At 69.6% G+C, this 19,117-nt stretch carries 16 protein-coding genes and 1 pseudogene; 5 read left to right on the forward strand and 12 right to left on the reverse strand.

Features of this window, described 5'->3' with window-relative positions:
- Positions 1-8 precede the first annotated feature (8 nt).
- From F7R91_RS10275 to F7R91_RS10285, 3 genes are read right to left on the reverse strand one after another with little or no spacing between them, the layout of a single operon-like run.
- Positions 9-2,009, reverse strand: coding sequence for an ABC transporter permease (locus tag F7R91_RS10275; RefSeq protein WP_150946786.1), 2,001 nt, complete (start codon positions 2,007-2,009; stop codon positions 9-11).
- Entirely contained in the window at positions 2,009-3,097 is a 1,089-nt protein-coding gene (locus tag F7R91_RS10280; RefSeq protein ID WP_150946788.1) for a quaternary amine ABC transporter ATP-binding protein, read from the reverse strand. Before F7R91_RS10280 ends, F7R91_RS10275 begins: the two co-directional genes overlap by 1 nt.
- 20 nt (positions 3,098-3,117) lie before the next feature.
- Positions 3,118-4,587: an aldehyde dehydrogenase family protein gene (locus F7R91_RS10285; RefSeq protein ID WP_150946790.1), complete on the reverse strand. Its 1,470-nt coding sequence runs from the start codon at positions 4,585-4,587 to the stop codon at positions 3,118-3,120.
- A 217-nt stretch (positions 4,588-4,804) separates the two neighbouring features.
- Here F7R91_RS10285 and purU point away from each other — a divergent pair, with 217 nt between their 5' ends.
- The gene (gene purU, locus F7R91_RS10290; RefSeq protein ID WP_150946792.1) at positions 4,805-5,686 is read left to right on the forward strand and encodes a formyltetrahydrofolate deformylase; all 882 of its coding nucleotides are present in this window, start codon (positions 4,805-4,807) and stop codon (positions 5,684-5,686) included.
- Between the two features lie 111 nt (positions 5,687-5,797).
- Here the strand turns inward: purU and F7R91_RS10295 are convergent, their stop codons facing one another.
- Together F7R91_RS10295 and betA are read right to left on the reverse strand one after the other, a co-directional pair.
- The gene (locus F7R91_RS10295; RefSeq protein WP_150946794.1) at positions 5,798-6,634 is read right to left on the reverse strand and encodes a methylenetetrahydrofolate reductase; all 837 of its coding nucleotides are present in this window, start codon (positions 6,632-6,634) and stop codon (positions 5,798-5,800) included.
- A gap of 3 nt (positions 6,635-6,637) precedes the next feature.
- Positions 6,638-8,308: a choline dehydrogenase gene (gene betA, locus F7R91_RS10300; protein ID WP_150946796.1), complete on the reverse strand. Its 1,671-nt coding sequence runs from the start codon at positions 8,306-8,308 to the stop codon at positions 6,638-6,640.
- A 202-nt stretch (positions 8,309-8,510) separates the two neighbouring features.
- On the opposite strand from betA, the gene F7R91_RS10305 reads away from it, so the two are divergent.
- Positions 8,511-9,257, forward strand: coding sequence for an IclR family transcriptional regulator (locus F7R91_RS10305; protein ID WP_150946896.1), 747 nt, complete (start codon positions 8,511-8,513; stop codon positions 9,255-9,257).
- 24 nt (positions 9,258-9,281) lie between these two features.
- Here F7R91_RS10305 and F7R91_RS10310 read toward each other — a convergent pair whose 3' ends face one another.
- The 5 genes from F7R91_RS10310 to F7R91_RS10330 form a co-directional block, all read right to left on the reverse strand.
- The gene (locus F7R91_RS10310; RefSeq protein WP_150946798.1) at positions 9,282-10,415 is read right to left on the reverse strand and encodes an aromatic ring-hydroxylating oxygenase subunit alpha; all 1,134 of its coding nucleotides are present in this window, start codon (positions 10,413-10,415) and stop codon (positions 9,282-9,284) included.
- Between the two features lie 130 nt (positions 10,416-10,545).
- Complete coding sequence (locus F7R91_RS10315) at positions 10,546-11,709, reverse strand: NAD(P)/FAD-dependent oxidoreductase (RefSeq protein ID WP_191971423.1); 1,164 nt, start codon at positions 11,707-11,709, stop codon at positions 10,546-10,548.
- Entirely contained in the window at positions 11,706-12,068 is a 363-nt protein-coding gene (locus F7R91_RS10320; RefSeq protein WP_150946800.1) for a bifunctional 3-phenylpropionate/cinnamic acid dioxygenase ferredoxin subunit, read from the reverse strand. The genes F7R91_RS10315 and F7R91_RS10320 overlap by 4 nt, the downstream gene beginning before the upstream one ends.
- A gap of 212 nt (positions 12,069-12,280) precedes the next feature.
- Positions 12,281-12,913 carry an MBL fold metallo-hydrolase gene (locus tag F7R91_RS10325; protein WP_150946802.1) on the reverse strand — a complete coding sequence of 211 codons (633 nt, stop codon included), beginning with the start codon at positions 12,911-12,913 and terminating at the stop codon, positions 12,281-12,283.
- Entirely contained in the window at positions 12,913-13,998 is a 1,086-nt protein-coding gene (locus F7R91_RS10330) for an S-(hydroxymethyl)mycothiol dehydrogenase (RefSeq protein ID WP_150946804.1), read from the reverse strand. The genes F7R91_RS10325 and F7R91_RS10330 overlap by 1 nt, the downstream gene beginning before the upstream one ends.
- Before the next feature lie 157 nt (positions 13,999-14,155).
- Between F7R91_RS10330 and F7R91_RS10335 the strand changes: the two genes are divergently transcribed.
- Positions 14,156-15,256: an acyltransferase family protein gene (locus F7R91_RS10335; RefSeq protein ID WP_150946806.1), complete on the forward strand. Its 1,101-nt coding sequence runs from the start codon at positions 14,156-14,158 to the stop codon at positions 15,254-15,256.
- An 85-nt stretch (positions 15,257-15,341) separates the two neighbouring features.
- On the opposite strand, the gene F7R91_RS10340 is transcribed toward F7R91_RS10335, so the two are convergent.
- Both F7R91_RS10340 and F7R91_RS10345 read right to left on the reverse strand, forming a co-directional pair.
- The gene (locus F7R91_RS10340; RefSeq protein ID WP_150946808.1) at positions 15,342-17,333 is read right to left on the reverse strand and encodes a collagenase; all 1,992 of its coding nucleotides are present in this window, start codon (positions 17,331-17,333) and stop codon (positions 15,342-15,344) included.
- 176 nt (positions 17,334-17,509) lie between these two features.
- A complete protein-coding gene (locus F7R91_RS10345) occupies positions 17,510-18,469 on the reverse strand; it encodes a LysR family transcriptional regulator (protein WP_150946810.1) in 960 nt (319 codons plus the stop codon).
- 326 nt (positions 18,470-18,795) lie between these two features.
- Between F7R91_RS10345 and F7R91_RS43685 the strand changes: the two are divergent.
- Positions 18,796-18,870 (forward strand): annotated as a pseudogene (locus F7R91_RS43685) (hypothetical protein); the annotation flags it as partial.
- A 31-nt stretch (positions 18,871-18,901) separates the two neighbouring features.
- A complete protein-coding gene (locus F7R91_RS42615) occupies positions 18,902-19,090 on the forward strand; it encodes a hypothetical protein (protein WP_225320593.1) in 189 nt (62 codons plus the stop codon).
- Positions 19,091-19,117 lie beyond the last annotated feature (27 nt).

The raw sequence follows: 19,117 nt of genomic DNA on the forward strand, positions 1-19,117 counted from the left end.
AGTGCTCCTTATGCGCTCGCGCGTCGCGCCGCTGCCTGAGTGATCCGGTCGAACATGACTCCGAGCAGTACGATGGCCAGCCCCGCTGCCAGCCCCTTGCCGTACAGCTGTCCCTGCGAGAATCCGGCCACGACGTCGTAGCCGAGGGCGCCCGCGCCTACCAGGCCGCCCACCACAACCATCGACAGCACGTAGATCAGGCCCTGATTGGTCGCGAGAGTCAGAGCGCTGCGTGCCATCGGCAGTTGAACCTTGGTGATGATCTGCCAGGTGTTGCACCCGGTGGAGGTGGCCGCCTCCACGGTGGTCGCGGCCACGTTCCGCACCCCGTCCGCGATGATCTTGATGGCGACCGGGGCCGCGTAGACGACGGCGGCGACGATGGCCGTGAAGCGTGTCGCGCCGAACAGGGCGAGGAACGGCACAAGATAGACGAACGGCGGCATGACCTGCGCCGCGTCCAGCGAGGGCCGCAGCACGCGGTCCACCAGCAGGCTGCGCCCCATCCACACCCCGAAACCGATGCCGAGCAGCATCACCATGATCGTGGCCACGAGCGTGGAGGCCAGCGTCGTCATGGAGTCGGACCACATGCCGGTGCCGACCAGCAGGCCCACGCACACGGCCGCCGTGACCCCGGCCCCCCGGCCGCCCAGCACCGTGCCGAGTGCGACCAGCACCGCGCCGACGAGCCACCACGGGGAGTCGGTGAGCAGCGCCTGGAACGGGTTCAGCAGACCGTTGGTGATGCCGTCGCGGAAGGCGTTGGTCAGGCCCGACAGATGGTCCTGCGCCCAGGTGGTGGCGGTGTCCGCGGCGCGCGCGATGGAGCTGCCGGTAGTGCCCTCGCCCGGGAACTCCGCCGCCCACACATAGGTGTGCGACAGATAGACGAGGACCGCCGTGACCACGCCGCCCGCGGCGAGCAGCGGCCGGCGCCAAACGACGAAGCGGCCACTGGAACGGCGGGCCGTCTCCTCGCGTGCGCTGGCCGCGGTGGTGACCCGGTCGAGGACGATCGCCATGATGACGATGGCGAGGCCCGCATTGAAGGCCGTACCCACATCCAGCGACTGCAGGGCCTGGACGACTGTCTTGCCCAGTCCGGGCGCGTCGATCAGGGCCGCGATGGTCACCATGGCCAGCGCGGCCATGATCGACTGGTTGACGCCCATCACCACGGTCCGCTTGGACATCGGCAGCAGCACCTTCAGCAGCGACTGCCGGCGCGTCGCGCCCAGCGAGTCGGCCGCCTCGGCCGTCGTCTCGGGCACGGAGCGGATGGCGTGCGCGGTGATACGGATCGCCGGCGGAGCCGCGTAGATCACCGTGGCGATCGTGGCGGACGCGCCGCCGATGAGGAAGAACAGGGTCAGCGGGGCGAGATAGACGAAGGTGGGCATCGTCTGCATGAAGTCCAGGAAGGGCGTCACGATCCGGTTGAACCGGTCGGACAGCCCCGCCCACACGCCCAGCGGGATCGCGAACAGCAGCGCCACCAGGACCGCGGAGACGGTGAGCGCCAGGGTGTCCATGCTCTCCTGCCACAGGCCCTGCAGTCCCATGAAGGTGAACCCGGCCACGGCCAGCAGTGCCACCCGCCAGTTGCCGACCGCCCAGGAGACATAGCCGGCGATGCCGACGACGCCGAGCCAGCCGATCTGCGGAAGGGGCCGGTCGGCCGCCGGCTGGGAGATCAGCCCCTGGAAGAAGGTCACCAGGTTGTCGATGACCAGCCGGATCTCGTTGAAGAAGTAGAGGAAGAGCGGGTTGGAGTTGCGGTTCGCGCCGATGGAGTCGTTGGCGTCGTTGAACCACCGGTGCAGATCCGTCAGATCGGCCGCCGCCAGGGTGAGGGTCTGTTTCCCGCGCAGTACGGCGAAGAGGACCAGCCACCCGACCAGGATCCCGGCGACCAGCATGCCGCGGCCGACCTTGCGCTCACGTTTGACGGGAGCAGGCGGTTCCGCCGTTTCCGTTGTCCCGGGTTTCTCCATGACGACGGCCATCACGCGCCGCCTTCCTGCCCGGCGACGACCGCGAGGATCTCCTCGTCACCGACGATGCCGAGCAGCTTGCCGTCCTCGACGACCTTGACCGGCTTGTCGGCCGCGAGGACGGCGCGGGTCGCTTCCCGCACGACGACGTCCGGGCCCAGCTCGGGACCGTCGAGGGCGTCGCCGTCCTCCAGCGGGCGCATGATCCAGCGCAGGGTGAGCACGTCGCCGCGCGGCACGTCCTTGACGAATTCGCGCACGTAGTCGTCGGCCGGGGCGCCCACCAGCTCGTCGCCGGTGCCGCACTGGACCGTCTTGCCGTCGCGCATGATCAGGATGCGGTCGCCCAGTTTGAGGGCCTCGGAGAGGTCGTGGGTGATGAACACCATCGTCTTGCCGACCTCGTGGTGCAGCCGGATGACCTCGTTCTGCATGTCGCGGCGGATCAGCGGGTCCAGCGCGGAGAACGGCTCGTCGAAGAAGAGCACGTCCGGGTCGCCCGCCAGTGCCCGGGCGAGGCCCACACGCTGCTGCATACCGCCGGAGAGCTGGTCGGGGTAGGAGTTCTCGTAACCGGCCAGACCGACCAGTTCGACCACCTCCAGGGCCCGCCGGGTGCGCTCGGCCCTGCCCATGCCGCGGATCTCCAGACCGAAGGCCACGTTCTCCACGACCCGGCGGTGGGGCAGCAGCCCGAAGTGCTGGAAGACCATGGAGAACTTGCTGCGCCTGAGGTCGCGCAGGCGCGCCGCGTCCGCCTTGCGGATGTCCTCGCCCTCGAAGACGATCTCACCGGCGGTCGGTTCGATCAGCCGGGTCAGACAGCGCACCAGGGTGGACTTGCCCGAGCCGGACAGGCCCATCACGACGAACACCTCGCCCTTGCGGACGTCGAAGTCCACATCGCGTACGGCGGCGGTGCATCCGGTGCGCTCCATGAGCTCGCGCCGGCTGAGGCCGCACAGCTCCTCCGAGCCCGGCACCCGGTCGGCCTTCGGCCCGAACACCTTCCACAGATTGCGCACGGAGATGACCGGAGTGCCCTCCGGGTCCTGGGGGGTGCCGCGCCGCTGCGGCACCTCGGTCTGTGTTTGGGTCACGATCGACCTCTTCTCGGCGTTCAGCCGCTGAACCAGTGCTGCGGCCGGGGTTGGATGTTCTGCCAGATGTGCTTGGGCTCTCGGTACTCGTCGAGGCCGGTGGGTCCCAGCTCCCGGCCCACGCCCGAGTGCCCGAAGCCACCCCACTCCGCCTGCGGCACATAGGGGTGGTAGTCGTTGATCCACACCGTGCCGTGGCGCAGCCGCCGGGCGACCCGCTGGGCCTTGCCCGCGTCCTGCGTCCAGACGGCGCCGGCGAGCCCGTACTCGGTGTCGTTGGCGATGCGTACGGCGTCGTCCTCGTCGGTGAAGCGCTCCACGGTGAGCACGGGCCCGAAGGACTCCTCGTGCACCACCCGCATGTCCTGCCGGCACTCGTCGAGCACGGTGGGCGGGTAGTAGTGGCCGCCCGCCAGCGCCGGGTCGGCGGGGCGTTCACCACCGCAGCGCAGCACGGCACCCTCGGCGAGACCGGACGCGACATAGGCCTCGACCTTCTCCAGGTGCTGGGCGGAGATCAGCGCTCCGGTCTCCGCCTCGGTGTCGAAGGGTCCGCCGAGGCGGATCTGCCGGGCGCGCCGGACGACCTCCTCCACGAAGCGGTCGTGCAGCGAGTCCTCGACGATCAGCCGGGTGCCCGCCGAGCAGACCTGTCCCGAGTGCAGGAAGACCGCCGTGAGGGCGAAGTCCACGGCCGTCTCGAAGTCGGCGTCGGCGAAGACGACATTGGGGTTCTTGCCGCCCAGCTCCAGCGCGACCTTCTTCACGGTCGCCGCGGCAGTGGCCATGATCCGCCTGCCGGTCTCCAGGCCTCCGGTGAAGGAGACCATGTCGACGGCGCGGTCCTCGGAGAGCGGTGCGCCCGCCTCCGGCCCGCTGCCCAGGACGAGATTGGCGGCCCCGGCCGGGAGCCCGGCCTCCTCCAGGGCCCTCATCAGCAGGATCGAGGTGGAGGGGGTGAGCTCGCTGGGCTTGAGGACGATCGTGTTGCCCGCGAGGAGTGCGGGTGCCACCTTCCAGGACGCCTGGAGCAGCGGGTAGTTCCAGGGGGTGATCAGCCCGCACACGCCGATCGGCTCGTACACCACGCGGCTCACGGCGTCGTCGCGGCCGGTGTCGATCACACGGCCGGCGTCGGTGCCGCCGAGGCCCCCGTAGTATCGGAAGCAGGAGACGACGTCCGCAATGTCGTATTCGCTCTCCACCAGCCGCTTGCCGGTGTCGAGCGACTCCGCGCGGGCGAACTCCTTGGCGTCCCGTTCGACGATGTCGGCGGTGCGCAGGAGCAGTGCGCCGCGCTCCCGCTCGGGGGTGCGGGGCCAGGGTCCCGCGTCGAAGGCGCGGCGGGCCGCGGCGATCGCCGCCTCGGTGTCGGGACGGGTCCCTTCGGACACGGTCGCCGCGAGCGTGCCGTCAGCGGGACAGCGGATCTCCCGGCGGCCTCCGGCCACCGGATCCCGCCACGTCCCGTCCACATACAGGTCTGCCACGCGCCAAGCCCTTCAGCCGAAATGCGTTGCGCATCGTGCATTCAATTGCTTGTGGTGGAACACCCTGGCGAATGTCCAGACAGACGTCAAGGGGTTGGCGGATGACGATTTCGCAAGGGGCCCAGTGGCCCTTCTCTCTTGACCAACGGTCCCCTTCAGGCCAACTATGTTGCGTATCGCTCACTGAGTTGTGCAATGTGCACCGACGGAGGCCGCCGTGTCCCCCAAGTTCCCTCGACCGCAACCTGGCCGTGAGTACGTCCTCACCCTCTCGTGTCCCGACAGCGCCGGACTGGTCCACGCGGTGAGCGGCTTTCTCGTCAGGAACTCCGGCAACATCCTGGAGAGCCAGCAGTTCGACGACCGGCTCCAGGGCCGTTTCTTCATGAGGGTCCACTTCGACGTCTCGGATCCGGACGCCGATCTGGAAACCCTGCGATACCGGTTCGGTCCGGTGGCGGAGGCCTACCGCATCTCCTGGACCCTCAGGGACGCGTCCACCCCCACCCGGACGCTGATCATGGTGTCCCGGTTCGGCCACTGCCTGAACGACCTGCTCTTCCGTAGGCGCACCGGCGCCCTCAACATCGAGATCCCGGCGATCGTCTCCAACCACCCGGACTTCGAGGGACTGGCGGACACCTACGGCATCCCCTTCCACCACATCCCGGTGACCAAGGACACCAAGGCCGAGGCGGAGGCACGGCTGCTGGAGCTGATGCACGAGCTGGACATCGACCTGGTGGTCCTGGCCCGCTACATGCAGATCCTCTCCGACGACCTGTGCAAGCAGCTCGAGGGCCGCGCCATCAACATCCACCACTCCTTCCTGCCCAGCTTCAAGGGAGCACGCCCCTACGAGCAGGCCTACGACCGCGGGGTGAAGCTCGTCGGCGCGACGGCGCACTATGTGACGCCGGACCTGGACGAGGGCCAGATCATCGAGCAGGACGTGGTCAGGGTCGACCATTCACTCGACCCCGGCGAGCTGGTCACGGTCGGCCGGGACGTGGAGGCGCAGGTCCTCGCGCACGCGGTGAAGTGGCACAGCGAGAGCCGGGTGATGGTGGACGGCAACCGCACGGTGGTCTTCCGCTGAGCGGACCCCGCACAGGAAACGCCGGACGGGACGATCCAGCCCGTCCGGCGTTCGGGGACGAGGCCCGCTCAGGGCCGACAGCGAGGGCCCGGGGCGGCAGCCCCCAGCACCTCAGCCCCCGAGGCGCTCCAGCAGCGCACGGCGCCACCGCTCTGTCTCCGCGATCTGGTTGAACGTGAACAGGTGCAGCCCGGCCACCCCCGCCGAAGGCGCAGTGAGCGCCTCCTCGGCGCGGGTCAGCAACCTCTCGGGCGCATAGCCCCCTGGCGCGGCGAACCGCACGAACCACGACGGGTGCCGCGTCAGGAACCGCGTCGACTCCCCCACCCCGATCTTCGCCGCCATCGCCAGCAGCTTCGCCCGCTGCACGGGCCCGGCGACGCCCACATGGACGAGCAGGGTGACGTCCCGGCGCCGTATCCGGGCGATCCACTCCCCCAGCACACGCGCGTCGAAACAGAGGTTGCTCACGATGTACGTGGCGTGCTCGCGCTTGTCCCACATCGCCTGGATGGTGATGTCGTCGTGGATGAGCGGATGGCTCTCGGGGTAGCCGGTGACGCCGACGCGCGCGAAGGGCCCGCCCAGCTCGCTCAGTCTGCGCAGCACCGGCAGCGCCCCGTCGTAGGCCCCGGCCGGCGGGTCGGCGTCGCCCGCCGGGACGAAGACATCGTCGACACCCGCCTCGCGGAGCCGGTCGACGACCTCCTTCAGGTGTGCGTCGTCCCGCAGCAGCCGCGCGGGCACGTGAGGGACGACGCGGTAGCCGTGCGCCGCGAGCCGGGTGGTGAGGTCGAGGGTCGGTTCCAGGCCCTTGACCGGCGACGCCGTCACGGTGACGACGACGTCGCGCGGGACATGGGCGAGCACCTTGTCCTCGGTCGCCTTCGCGGGCAGCACCTCGTAGCGGACGCTGTCCAGCAGTGCCCGCAACCCTGCGGCACCCAAGGGTTACCCCGCCTGCTTCTGGGCGCCGCGGTGGCGGTAGTACGCGGCCTTGGACGGAGCCAGGGGCTCCTTGCCGAGGATCAGGTCGGCGGCCTTCTCGGCGACCATCATCACGGGTGCGTAGATATTGCCGTTGGTGACGTACGGCATCACCGACGCGTCGACGACGCGCAGGCCCTCCACGCCGTGCACCCGCATGCTGGCCGGGTCGACGACGGACATCTCGTCGGTGCCCATCTTGCAGGTGCAGGACGGGTGCAGGGCGGTCTCGCCCTCCTTGGCGACCCAGGCGAGGATCTCCTCGTCCGTCTCCACCTCGGGCCCGGGCGAGATCTCCCCGTCGTTGTACGGGGCGAGGGCGGACTGGCTGAGGAGCCTGCGGGCCACCCGGATCGCCTCCACCCATTCGCGGCGGTCCTGCTCGGTGGAGAGGTAGTTGAAGCGCAGCGCGGGGTGTTCGCGCGGGTCCTTGCTCTTGATCTTCACCGAGCCGATGGCGTCGGAGTACATGGGACCGACGTGCACCTGGTAACCGTGGCCGCCGGACGGCGAGGAGCCGTCGTAGCGGACCGCGATCGGCAGGAAGTGGAACATCAGGTTGGGGTAGTCCACGTCCTCGTTGCTGCGGGCGAAGCCGCCGGCCTCGAAGTGGTTCGTGGCGGCGGGGCCCTTGCGGAACAGCCACTGGAGTCCGATGAAGGGGGCGCGCCACTTCGCCATGTACGGCTGCATGGAGACCGGCTGCTTGCAGGCGTACTGGACGTAGACCTCCAGATGGTCCTGCATGTTCTCGCCGACGCCCGGCAGGTCGTGGACGACGTCGATGCCGAGCGCGCTCAGCTCTTCCGCGTTGCCGACGCCGGAGAGCTGCAGCAGCTGCGGGGAGTTGATCGCGCCGCCGCACAGGATGACTTCCCCGGCGCGCACCTGCTGGGGCGCGCCCCGGCCGCGCCGGTACTCGACGCCCACGGCGCGCTTGCCCTCGAAGAGGACGCGGGTGACCAGGGCGCGGGTCGTGACGGTGAGGTTGGGCCGCTTCATGGCGGGCTTGAGGTACGCCTTCGAGGCCGAGAGACGGCGTCCGCGATGGACATTCCGGTCGAACTTGGCGAAACCTTCCTGCCGGTAGCCGTTGACGTCGTCGGTCGGGGCGTAGCCCGCCTCCTCGGTGGCCTTGAGGAAGGCGGTGAACAGCGGATTGGTGGCCGGACCGCGTTCGAGGACGAGCGGGCCGTCATGGCCGCGGAACTCGTCGTCCGGATCGGCCGCGAGACAGTTCTCCATACGCCGGAAGTACGGCAGACAGTGCGCGTAGTCCCAGCTCTCCATCCCGGGGTCGGCCGCCCAGCGTTCGTAGTCCATGGGGTTGCCGCGCTGGAAGATCATGCCGTTGATGCTGCTGGAGCCGCCCAGGACCTTGCCGCGAGCGTGATAGATGCGCCTGCCGCCCATGTGGGGTTCCGGCTCGGACTCGTACTTCCAGTCGTAGAACCTGCTGCCGATCGGATACGTCAGCGCCGCGGGCATGTGGATGAACACGTCCCACGGGTAGTCGGACCGGCCCGCCTCCAGTACCAGCACCCGGTTCGCCGGGTCCGCGGAGAGCCTGTTCGCCAGTGCACTGCCGGCCGATCCGCCGCCGACGATGACGAAGTCGTAGTGCAGGGGAGCCATGGTGCCTCGTCTCGCTCGCGCCGTAGATACGCGAGGCATGCTAGTACGAGTAGCGCTATACGCACTAGGTTGCGTTGCGCGCAACTTGAGTTGCCTCGGTTCCGATTCCGTTACTTGCCTTGGTGTTGTTTACTGCGCGTATAGTTTCGCTGTGAGCAACTACAGTCCAGATACCGAAACATCCACTTCACCGTCCGGCGGGGTGCAGTCGGTCGACCGCGCCATCAGCGTCCTGGAGATCCTGGCGCAGCGCGGTGAGGCCGGCGTCAGCGAAGTGGCCGCCGAGATCGATGTTCACAAGTCCACCGCGTTCCGCCTGCTCGGCGCCCTGGAGGCGCGCGGTCTGGTGGAGCAGGCCGGCGAGCGCGGCAAGTACCGGCTCGGCTTCGGCATCGTACGCCTGGCCGGCGCGGTCACGGGACGCATCGACATCACCCAGCAGGGCCGTCCCGTCTGCGAGCGCCTCGCCGAGGACATCGGCGAGACGGTCAACATCGCCGTGATGCAGGAGCACTACGCGATCAACCTCTACCAGGTACGCGGCCCGGGAGCGGTGACCGCGCACAACTGGGTCGGCCAGCTGACCCCCCTGCACGCCACCTCCAGCGGCAAGATCCTGCTGGCCCATCTGCCCGCCAAGGAGCGCACCGCGCTGCTGACCACGGCCGGGATGAAGAAGGTCACCGCGCACACCATCACCGCCAAGGCGAAGCTGGAGAAGAACCTCGCCGAGGCGCGCGAGCGCGGCTATGCCTACACCCTGGAGGAGCTGGAGATCGGTCTGCACGCCATGGCGGCGCCGATCCGCAACCGGGACGGAGAGGTCATCGCGGCGCTCAGCGCCTCCGGGCCCTCGTACCGGTTCACCGAGGAGCGGCTGCACGAGCTCGCTCCGGTGCTGCTCAAGGGCGCGGAGGAGATCAGCCACCGGATGGGCCACCTGGGCTGAGCGGGCCCTGCGAACGACGAGCCGCTACTGCGGCTGCCGGGTGCCCAGACGCTCGTGCACCCAGTCGTGGAACGCGCCGATGTGGTGCTCGCTGGGCACCAGCACTCCGCCCTTGGCGTACATCCGGGAGCTCATCCCGGGCTGTGTGCGCTCGCAGGCCTCGAAGTCCTGGCGGTTGACCCGGTCGAAGAGCTCCACGGACCGGCTGACGTCCTTGCCGGTCTCGACGACGTGCGGGAGATAGAGCCAGTCGCACTCGACGATCGTGCGGTCGACGGCCACCGGGTACATCCGGTGGAAGATCACATGGTCGGGCACGAGGTTGATGAAGACCTGCGGCCTGACGGTGATCGCGTAGTAGCGGCGGTCCTGGTCCTCGGACACTCCGGGGATGCGGTCCAGGCCTTCGGAGCCGTCGACGGTGAAGCCCTGGACCTCGTCGCCGAACTCGGCGCCGTGGCCGACGTAGTACTGCGCGGCGTAGCCGTCCGCGAACTCCGGGAGCACCTCGGTGAGTTCGGGGTGGATCGTGGCGCAGTGGTAGCACTCCATGAAGTTCTCGATGATGAGCTTCCAGTTCGCCTTGACGTCGTAGACGATCCGCTTGCCGACGGAGAGGTTGTCGATGTCGTAGCGCTCGATCGACTCGACATCCCCGAGGCGGCCCACGATCTCGCCGATGACGTCCTCCTCGAAGGAGGGCGGGTTCTCCGCCAGGCAGACCCAGACATAGCCGAGCCATTCGCGGACGGCGACGCTCACCAGGCCGTACTCGGTGCGGCCGACATCGGGCATCTTGGTGAGGTTGGGCGCCGCGACGAGCTTGCCGTTCAGGTCGTACGTCCAGGCGTGGTAGGGGCACTGGAACGCCCGCTTGACCTCACCGGTCTCCTCCATGCAGATCTTGGCGCCGCGGTGCCGGCATACATTGAAGTAGGCACGGATCGAATCGTCACGTGAGCGGGTGACGAGGATGCTTTCGCGGCCCACGTCGACGGTGCGGAAGGCGCCGGGCTTCGCCAGTTCGCCGGCGCGCGCGACGCAGAACCACATGGTCTCGAATATGCGCTCCTGCTCCTGGGCGAAGATCTCCGGATCCGTGTAGGAGGAGCCGGGGAGGGTGGCGATCAGACTGTCCGGCAGGCTGGTCGAGGTCACGGTGCACTCCTCGGGGAACGTCGTGGAGGGGTCATTCACGCGCCGGGAGGAAGAAATCCGTACGGCGTTGTGTATAGAGCAACGCTGCGTGCCATAGGCAACCGCAGCATGGGACGCCCAGGGGGCGGTGTCAAGACGTCGCGACGGCGAGCTGCTTGCGCCAGCGGGTGAACAGCCGCGGCTGGTTCATTCCGAGCACGGCGACCGGACGACCGGCACGCCGGTAGACGGCCAGGACGTTGCGGTCGTCCGGGGCGCCTTCCTCGATCGTCACGCTGTCGGCGCCGGCCGCGTGGCCGGCGAACTGGATCTTCACGCCGTACTGGTCCGACCAGAAGTACGGGGGCCGGGGCACACCCGGTTCCACCGCGCCCCACGCCAGCAGTGCGGCAACGGCCGCGTCGGGGCGCTCGCGCGCACCGGTCCAGTGCTCGACCCGCCGGTGGGCGCCCACGCGGGGGTCGTACCAGTTGGCGCAGTCGCCGACCGCGACCACGCCGGCCAGGCTGGTGCGGCCGTCCGCGCCGCACTTGACGCCGTTGTCGAGCGCCACGCCGGACCCTTCCAGCCACTCGACGCACGGGCGTGCGCCCACACCCACCACGACGATGTCGGCGGGGATGCTGCGGCCGTCCTCCAGCAGGACGGCGTCGACCCGGTGCTCCCCGCCGAGCCCCTTGACGCCGACGCCGCACAACAGCCGTACGCCGTGGTCCGCGTGGAGCGCGGAGACGATGTGGCCCATGGTCTCGCCGAGTGGTCCGGCAAGCGCCGTCGGAGCCGCCTCGACCACGGTCACATCGAGGCCGAGGGTGTACGCCGTGGAGGCGACCTCGGCGCCGACGAACCCGCCGCCGATCACCACGAGCCGTCCGCCGCGGGCCAGTGCGTCCCGCAGGGCGAGGGCGTCGTCCAGGGTGCGCAGGACGTGCACTCCGGCCAGCCCTTCGGAACCGGGCAGGGTGCGTGCGGCGGCGCCGGTGGCGATGACGATGCCGTCGGCCCGCACCGCCCGTCCGTCGGCGAGCCGTACGGCGCGCTCCGCGCTGTCGAGTCCGGTGGCACGGACCCCGAGCAGCCACTCGGCCCGAAGGTCCTCGTCGTCGGTCTCCAGCGTGAGATCCGCTGCGCCGATGGTTCCGGCCAGGAACTCCTTGGACAGCGGCGGCCTGTCGTACGGGCGGTGCGGCTCGTCGCCGATCACGACCAGCCGTCCGTCGTACCCCTGCTTCCGCAGGGAGCGCGCCGCCGACAGACCGGCCAGCGACGCACCGACCACGGCCACCGTCCTCACGCGGGACCCCCGGCGAGCCGGGAGGCGACACAGGGCGGCAGGTTGGGGGCTTCCGTCGACACCCGGACGTAGATCATGCCGTCCTCGACGACGACCTCGTGCGTCCGGACCGGGAGCCTGGCCGGCGGGGCGTCGACCGCGCCGGTCCTCAGGTCGAACTTGGAGGCATGCAGCGGGCATTCCACCTCGCAGCCCTCCAGCCAGCCGTCGGCGAGCGAGGCGTCTTGGTGGGTGCAGGTGTCGTCGATGGCGAAGACCTCGCCGTCGTCGGTGTGGAACACCGAGACCGGCGGATCGATGTCGAGCCGGAAGGCCTCGCCTCGCGGAAGATCCGCGAGACGGCACGCGGGAATCATCATGACACCTCGGTGCGTATAGCGAAACGGATTGCGGTAAGCGCAACATCAGTCTGCGGGGGCCCCACACCCTTGTCAAGGCATCCAGAGGCCGGGCTGAGCCGTGCATGGCGTTGCACCATTCAAAACCGAGTGCATATAGAACAACAGCAGCCCGCTGCTTCGGCTCACGGGAACCGCGAGCCGAAGGCGGGCGTGCAGGGAGCGGCGGAGCGTCAGAAGCCGCGGTCGATCCACTCCTGGAGGTGCGGGGCCTCGGTGGCGATCGTGGTCGTCTCTCCGTGCCCGGTGTGCACCACGGTGTCGCCCGGCAGCGTCAGCAGCCGGTCCCGGATGGAGCCGACGATGGTCGGGAAGTCGCTGTACGACCGTCCCGTCGCCCCCGGCCCGCCCGCGAAGAGCGTGTCCCCGCCGAACAGGGCCGTCAGGGCCGGCGCGTACAGACAGACCGCGCCGGGGGCATGGCCGGGAGTGTGCAACACGGTCAGCTCGATGCCCGCCACGGTCAGGACCTGTCCGTCGGCCAGTTCGCCGTCGGGCGCCCGGTCGGGGTGGGTCTGCTTCCACAGCGGCAGATCGTCGCCGTGGAGCAGAACGGGGGCGCCGGTCCGCGCCGCGAGTTCGGGCGCGGCGTCGATGTGGTCGTTGTGGGCATGGGTGCACACGATGGCCCGCAGGGTACGGCCGCCGAGGGCATCGGCGATCGCCCCGGCGTCGTGTGCGGCGTCGACGACGACGGCCTCGGTGTCGTCACCGATGATCCACACGTTGTTGTCGACGTCCCAGGTGCCGCCGTCCAGCGAGAAGGTCCCCGAGGTGACGAGGTGCTCGATGCGCGCACCGGCCATCACAGCACCACCACCGAGCGCAGCACATCGCCGCCGTGCATCCGCTCGAAGGCCTTCTCGACCTCGTCGAGGGCGATGGTCTCGGTCACGAAGGCGTCCAGGTCGAGCCGGCCCTGAAGATAGAGGTCGACGAGCATCGGGAAGTCCCGGGAGGGCAGACAGTCGCCGTACCAGGAGGACTTCAGCGCGCCGCCGCGCCCGAAGACGTCGAGCAGCGGCAGTTCGAGCTTCATCTCCGGCGTCGGCACGCCGACCAGCACCACCGTGCCGGCCAGGTCACGGGCGTAGAACGCCTGCTGGTACGTCTCCGGGCGGCCCACCGCCTCGATGACGACATCGGCGCCGAAGCCGCCGGTCAGCTCGCGGATCGCCTCGACCGCGTCGGTGTTCTTCGAGTTGACGGCGTGCGTCGCCCCCAGTTTCCGGGCGGTGGCCAGCTTGCGGTCGTCGATGTCCACGGCGATGATCTTCGCCGCGCCCGCCAGGTTCGCCCCGACGACCGCAGCGTCCCCGACGCCGCCGCAGCCGATGACCGCGACGCTGTCACCGCGTCCGACGTTGCCCGTGTTGATCGCCGCGCCGATGCCCGCCATCACTCCGCAGCCCAGCAGCCCCACGGCGGCCGCCGACGCGGCCCGGTCGACCTTCGTGCACTGCCCCGCCGCCACCAGCGTCTTCTCCGAGAACGCGCCGATACCCAGCGCCGGAGACAGCTCGGTGCCGTCGAGCAAGGTCATCTTCTGCTTGGCGTTGTGGGTGTTGAAGCAGTACCAGGGGCGTCCACGCTGGCAGGCGCGGCACTGTCCGCACACGGCACGCCAGTTCAGGATGACGAAGTCACCCGGGGCGACATCGGTGACGCCCTCCCCCACCGACTCCACGACCCCAGCGGCCTCGTGGCCCAGCAGGAAGGGGAAGTCGTCGTTGATCCCGCCCTCGCGGTAGTGCAGATCGGTGTGGCAGACCCCACAGGCCTCGATCTTCACCAGTGCCTCCCCCGGGCCGGGGTCGGGCACGATGATCGTCTCCAGGCTGACGGGGGCGCCCTTGCCCCGCGCGACGACAGCACGGACCTGGTGCGTCATGGCCACTCCTCGGCTGATACGAGAACTGAGTCTGATGTTGCTCATTACGGCACTTATCTCATGTGCCGCAACACAGCATCGTGGAGCGCCGACCACGGGTCAAGGATTGCGCACCGAGCACAGGTTTACCTCAGCCGCGGGCGGTGAGGCGCGCAGGATGTCGCACACTCACCCCACAGCCGTCGGTCCGCACAGACCACCGTCCGATCCCGCACAGTCCCCGGGTGGCGGCAGGGTGGGAGGGGAGGTGCGGCGCGACGCGTTCTTCGACAACGCCAAGTTCCTGGCCATCGTGCTGGTGGCGACGGGCCATGCATGGGAACCGCTGCGGGACGGCAGCAGGGCCGTCTCCGCGCTCTACATGTTCGTCTACGCCTTCCACATGCCGGCGTTCATCGTGATCTCCGGCTACTTCTCCCGCGGATTCGACGCCGGCCCGGAACGGATCAAACGGCTGGTGACCGGGCTCGTCATTCCGTACGTCGTCTTCGAGACGGCGTACACCTTCTACACCCGGTGGACCGACCAGGTCCCCGACCGCCCCGTCACCCTGCTGGAACCCCTGTACCTGACGTGGTTCCTGGCGGCGCTGTTCATCTGGCGGCTGACCACCCCGATCTGGCTCAGCGTGCGCCGGCCACTGCCGCTCGCACTCGGCATCGCGATGCTGGCGACCCTGACCCCGTCCATAGGCGACGACCTCGACCTGCAGCGCACCCTGCAGTTCCTGCCGTACTTCGTGCTGGGCCTGTGCCTGAAACCGAGCCACTTCGAACTGGTCCGCCGCCCTGCGGTGCGTGTCCTCGCCGTGCCCGTGCTGGCCTGCGCGCTCGGGCTGGCGTACTGGGCGGTCCCCCGGATGAGCACCGGATGGTTCTACCACCGCGAAAGCGCCCGCGCCCTCGGCGCACCCGAGTGGTACGGGCCCGTCATGACGCTGGTCCTCTTCGGCTGCTCGCTGCTCCTGGTCGTCTGTTTCCTGGCCTGGGTGCCCCGGCGACGCGTGTGGTTCACCGCGCTGGGCGCGGGCACGCTGTACGGCTATCTGCTCCACGGCTTCGTCGCCCAGGCCGCCAACCACTGGGGCTGGTACGACCCTGCCTGGGTCCACCGGCCGCTCGGCGAGATCGCCGTCACCGTCGTCGCCACCACGGTCGTGACCCTGCTGTGCACACCGCCCGTACGACGCGTCTTCCGCCTCGCGGTGGAGCCCCGCACGGAGTGGGCGTTCCGATGGGAGGCGAAAGCGGCGGCGTGAGCACGGCCGACGCCGGTTTCGTGTGGGGGAAAGGTCGGCCGCCCAGGCCCGCGCAACGGCGGGACCGGGCGGCGAGGGGAATCGACTACGGATTCACGGTGTGTGCCGCTGACCTGCGGAGTTCGGCCGGGCCGGGTGTGGAGCACCCGCCGGCGGCGCACTCCGTCAGCCACCGGTCGAAGTCGGCGTCGTAGCGGGTTCCGATCTCGGATGTGTAGATGGCGTATCCGCCCGCGTAGTCACCGACGCGGAAACGGTCGAGCATGCGGTGGATGTCGGCAGGGTGTTCCTCGACCATGTAGCGGACCGCGAGATAGCCCCAGGGGTAGGTGCGGGTCACGTCGCTGTTGTCATAGGTGTTCTGGAACAGGGTGCTCAGCCGGTAGGTGTGCCTGCCCGCCTCCGCGACCGCCTGGGTGTAGGTGAGGCCGCGGTAGCCGTAGGAGAGGTACTCGGCCACGCCCTCGATCCACCAGACGTCCGGCACCGACGTCTGCTGGGCGAAGTCGCCCTTCATGTCGTAGCGGGCGTCGAGGTAGTGCGTGTACTCGTGGTTGAGGTTCCAGATCCGGGCCGTGAAACCGTTGTCGGTGCTCTTCTGGTACATGAGCGCAAGCGGCTGGTTGTCGGGATCGGCCGGGTCTCCTATGAGGGTGATGCCGCCGTTGTCGGTGCTGACGCCGTAGATCGCCCCGGCGTAGGTCTGGTAGTCCGCACGGCTGGCGAAGACGACCAGGTGGAGGGTCGACAGATACTGACCGGGTATGGGTCCGTCGTCCTTGACGAGGTTGGCGAAGTACGGGTCCTGACCCGCCAGGTTGGCGCACACGGCGTCGAGGTCCTCGGAGGTGAGCGCCTGGGCCCGGATGGTGCGGGTCGCGTCGCAGGCGTGGGTGATCGGCAGCGCCGCACGGGTCAGCCGGTCAGTCAGGCCGCAGATGTCGTAGTAGGAACAGCCGGTGCGGTCGTAGTAGTCGGCCTGCGTGGCCACCGCGACCCACAGTCCGGCCGCGGGGCCGGTGATCTTCGATGCGTTCAGCAGTTCTCTGGCCAGGGGCCGGACCGTGTCCCGCAGCGCCGGGTGCTCGACGTAGCGGGCGAGGTTCATCCCGGCGTTGGAGTCCAGATACGCGCGGTCGGTCCCGAGCAGGTCCAGGTGCCGCAGCGCGAACCTGTGGAGGGTCCGGACCACGCCCGGGTCCGCGGTGACCGCCTCGACGTAGTCCGTGTTCCAGTTGCCGCGCCAGAGCGGGGTGTAGACGTCGTTGACGGCCGCGAGCATGCTGGGCAAGGCGTCGTACGAGCTGTCGTAGCCGTTGAGCATCCGCCGGTAGACCTTGAGATAGCGGGCCTGCTGGTCGGCGCTGTCGGTGAGGATGACGACCTCGCCCAGTACGTCACCGTTCGCCGAAGTGACGTCCCTGGAGCGCCGGTTGGCGAAGAAGGCGTCCAGGCCGCGTGTGGTGGCCCGGGCCAGGGGCGCACCGTAGGGTCCGACGTCGTCCGGGTGGTTGAACTGGACGTAGTAGCCGGCACGCAGGAACAGGACGAGCTGCCACACCCCGGACGCGTTGTCGCCCCGGTAGCGCTGCGCCTCCTGCGTGAAGGCCTTCGCCACCGTGACCATCCGGGACTGGCGGAACACGCCGCCGGCGTCGGTTCCGGCGACGGCGAACAGGGTGTTGACACAGCCCGTGGTCGAGGCTTTGACGAACGCGACGAGAGCGCTGCCGGTCCGGCCGGCGAAGTCGGCCGGGGTGCAGGAGGCCGCGTTCGGGGTGGCCTGCGTTCCGGTTCCCGTGTCGGGTCGGGGCCGGGAGCGTTCCGGCGTCAACGGAGGCAGCTGGGCCGCGGTGAGCCGTCGGCCCTGTACGGCGGGACGTTCGGCGGCACCGACGGTCGAGCCGGTCGGCGACGGGGGTGGGGGTGGGGTTGCGTGCCGGGACGCGGTCATGGGGGTGGTGCCGCGCTGGGCGGGGGATGCCGCGAGCGCCGGTGCCGACAACAGGCCGGCAAGGGTGACGCAGACGGCGAGGGCACCGGCCACGCGTCCGGGCAGCGCGAAGGGGTAGCGCATCTGGACTCCTCCACGGATGGATGCGCCTCGATAGGGGAGTTGAGGCGTGTGAGGCACCATCTCAACGCCGACCCGGCCCAACAATGGCGTGTGACATAGCACATTGCACTAACGAGCCATAACACCGGGAACTGCGGGGATGCGTGGGGACGGCCCGGCCGAGCCGGACAGGTCGCCTACGCCCCGGCCCCGCTCCACGTCCCCGCGGCCCACTTCCTCAAGTGCGGTGACTGCCCGACGAGTTGGCGATACGCGGCCGCGGCGGAGTGGAACAGCGTCTCCACCACCTCCGCGGCGACCGTGTCACGCCGCCAGGCCAGTACGTAACGGCACCACAGCGGCGTACCGATCAGGGGCCTGATCACCACATCCGGGATCGGCCGGAGCGTCGGCTGTACGACGGAGACCCCGAGGCCGTCGGCGATCATCCGCTGCAACTGCGCCTGGTCACCGAGGAATTCATGCACGGCGACCGGCGAGAACCCGGCCGCCTCACAGGCGGCGTAGAAGACTCCGGGCCAGCCCGCCCCGTCGTCCGGCGTCAGGAACCAGGCGTCCTCGGCCAGGCCGGCGAGCGGGACCTGAGTGCGGTGTCCGAGCCGATGGCGGGACGGCAGGGCCACGAACGTGGGCTCGGTGACGATCCCGCGATGGGCCACCGCGTCGGAGTGCCTCAGCTCCATTCCCGGGTAGTCCGCGGCGACGGCCGCGTCGACTGCGCCCTCCTCCAGGAGTTCCACGATCCGCGAGGAGGCGTACACACTGCTCACCGACAGGGAAACGTCCGGCAGCCGGGCACGCATCCGGGAGACCATGCCCGACAGGACAGGGGAGTTGGTCGCGGCCAGGCGCAGGGTCCGACGGCTTCGTGCGGCTTCGGCGGCCGGACGGTACCCGATCGCCGCGGCACGGGCCAGGACGTCGCGCGCCTGGGCGACGACCTCGATGCCGTACGGCGTCAGACTCACGCCCGTCGTCCCGCGGTCGAACAGCGACTCACCGAAGTAGCGCTCGATCCGCCGGAGTTGGGTGCTCATGGCCGGCTGCGAGTACCCCAGCTCCGACGCGGCCCGGCCCACGCTCCCCGCATCGGCGATCGCGCACAGCACACGCAGATGCCGAAGCTCCAGCTCCATCCGTCCACGCCCCTGTTCCCGTCCGCCCGACGGACAGGAAGCGTTCCACCGCGTCGTTCACCCGCACAAGGCGCAGGTCCGCCACATGCGGACGCGGCGGGGCCGACTGCGTGGGCGAGCGGGTACCCGGCCCGTGCGGCGGGGCCGACCGCACGGGCGAGCGCGTACTCGGCCCGCGGGTTCACGCCCCCGTTCACCGCGAGGACGAGCAGGCCACTTTCCTCCCTCCGTGCCGCCCCCCTAGCCTCGCTGACTGTCCGTCATGTGCACCAGCAGCCGCCTGCACCTGGATGGTGCCGCAGGACGTCCCGGGGCTGGCGGAAGCGATGGGCGGCCGGGAGGTGGCCGCATCCCGGCTGGACGGCTTCTTCCACAAGGCGGACGGCTCCTGGTCGGTCCTCGGTGGCGACCCGCTGCGCTACAACCCGACCAATGAGCCCGGTATCCACGCCCCTTGGCTCCGCAGACCCCGGGCAGCGCGTCCCTGCTGCAGACGGGCGGCCGTACGAGAAGTCCTGGACGGATGCCGGTCTGATCCGCTCGGGAGGCACCCTTGCCTTCCGGCTCGCCGAGCAGCCGAACACCCGGTGGGCGACCGACCCGGCCGGTCTGCCGCAGTGACAGGGGTGTGGCCCGGCCGAGCGGCCG

Origin of the sequence: Streptomyces luteolifulvus (assembly GCF_008806595.1) — a bacterium.
In the GTDB taxonomy this organism is placed as follows: Bacteria; Actinomycetota; Actinomycetes; order Streptomycetales; family Streptomycetaceae; genus Streptomyces; species Streptomyces luteolifulvus.

Coding starts and splice junctions, on each gene's coding strand:
- F7R91_RS42615 (WP_225320593.1), top strand. CDS start 18,902: ATGAGCCCGGTATCCACGCCCCTTGGCTCCGCAGACCCCGGGCAGCGC.
- F7R91_RS10325 (WP_150946802.1), bottom strand. CDS start 12,913: ATGGCCGGTGCGCGCATCGAGCACCTCGTCACCTCGGGGACCTTCTCG.
- F7R91_RS10320 (WP_150946800.1), bottom strand. CDS start 12,068: ATGATGATTCCCGCGTGCCGTCTCGCGGATCTTCCGCGAGGCGAGGCC.
- F7R91_RS10330 (WP_150946804.1), bottom strand. CDS start 13,998: ATGACGCACCAGGTCCGTGCTGTCGTCGCGCGGGGCAAGGGCGCCCCC.
- betA (WP_150946796.1), bottom strand. CDS start 8,308: ATGGCTCCCCTGCACTACGACTTCGTCATCGTCGGCGGCGGATCGGCC.
- F7R91_RS10340 (WP_150946808.1), bottom strand. CDS start 17,333: ATGCGCTACCCCTTCGCGCTGCCCGGACGCGTGGCCGGTGCCCTCGCC.
- F7R91_RS10345 (WP_150946810.1), bottom strand. CDS start 18,469: ATGGAGCTGGAGCTTCGGCATCTGCGTGTGCTGTGCGCGATCGCCGAT.
- F7R91_RS10275 (WP_150946786.1), bottom strand. CDS start 2,009: ATGGCCGTCGTCATGGAGAAACCCGGGACAACGGAAACGGCGGAACCG.
- F7R91_RS10335 (WP_150946806.1), top strand. CDS start 14,156: ATGTCGCACACTCACCCCACAGCCGTCGGTCCGCACAGACCACCGTCC.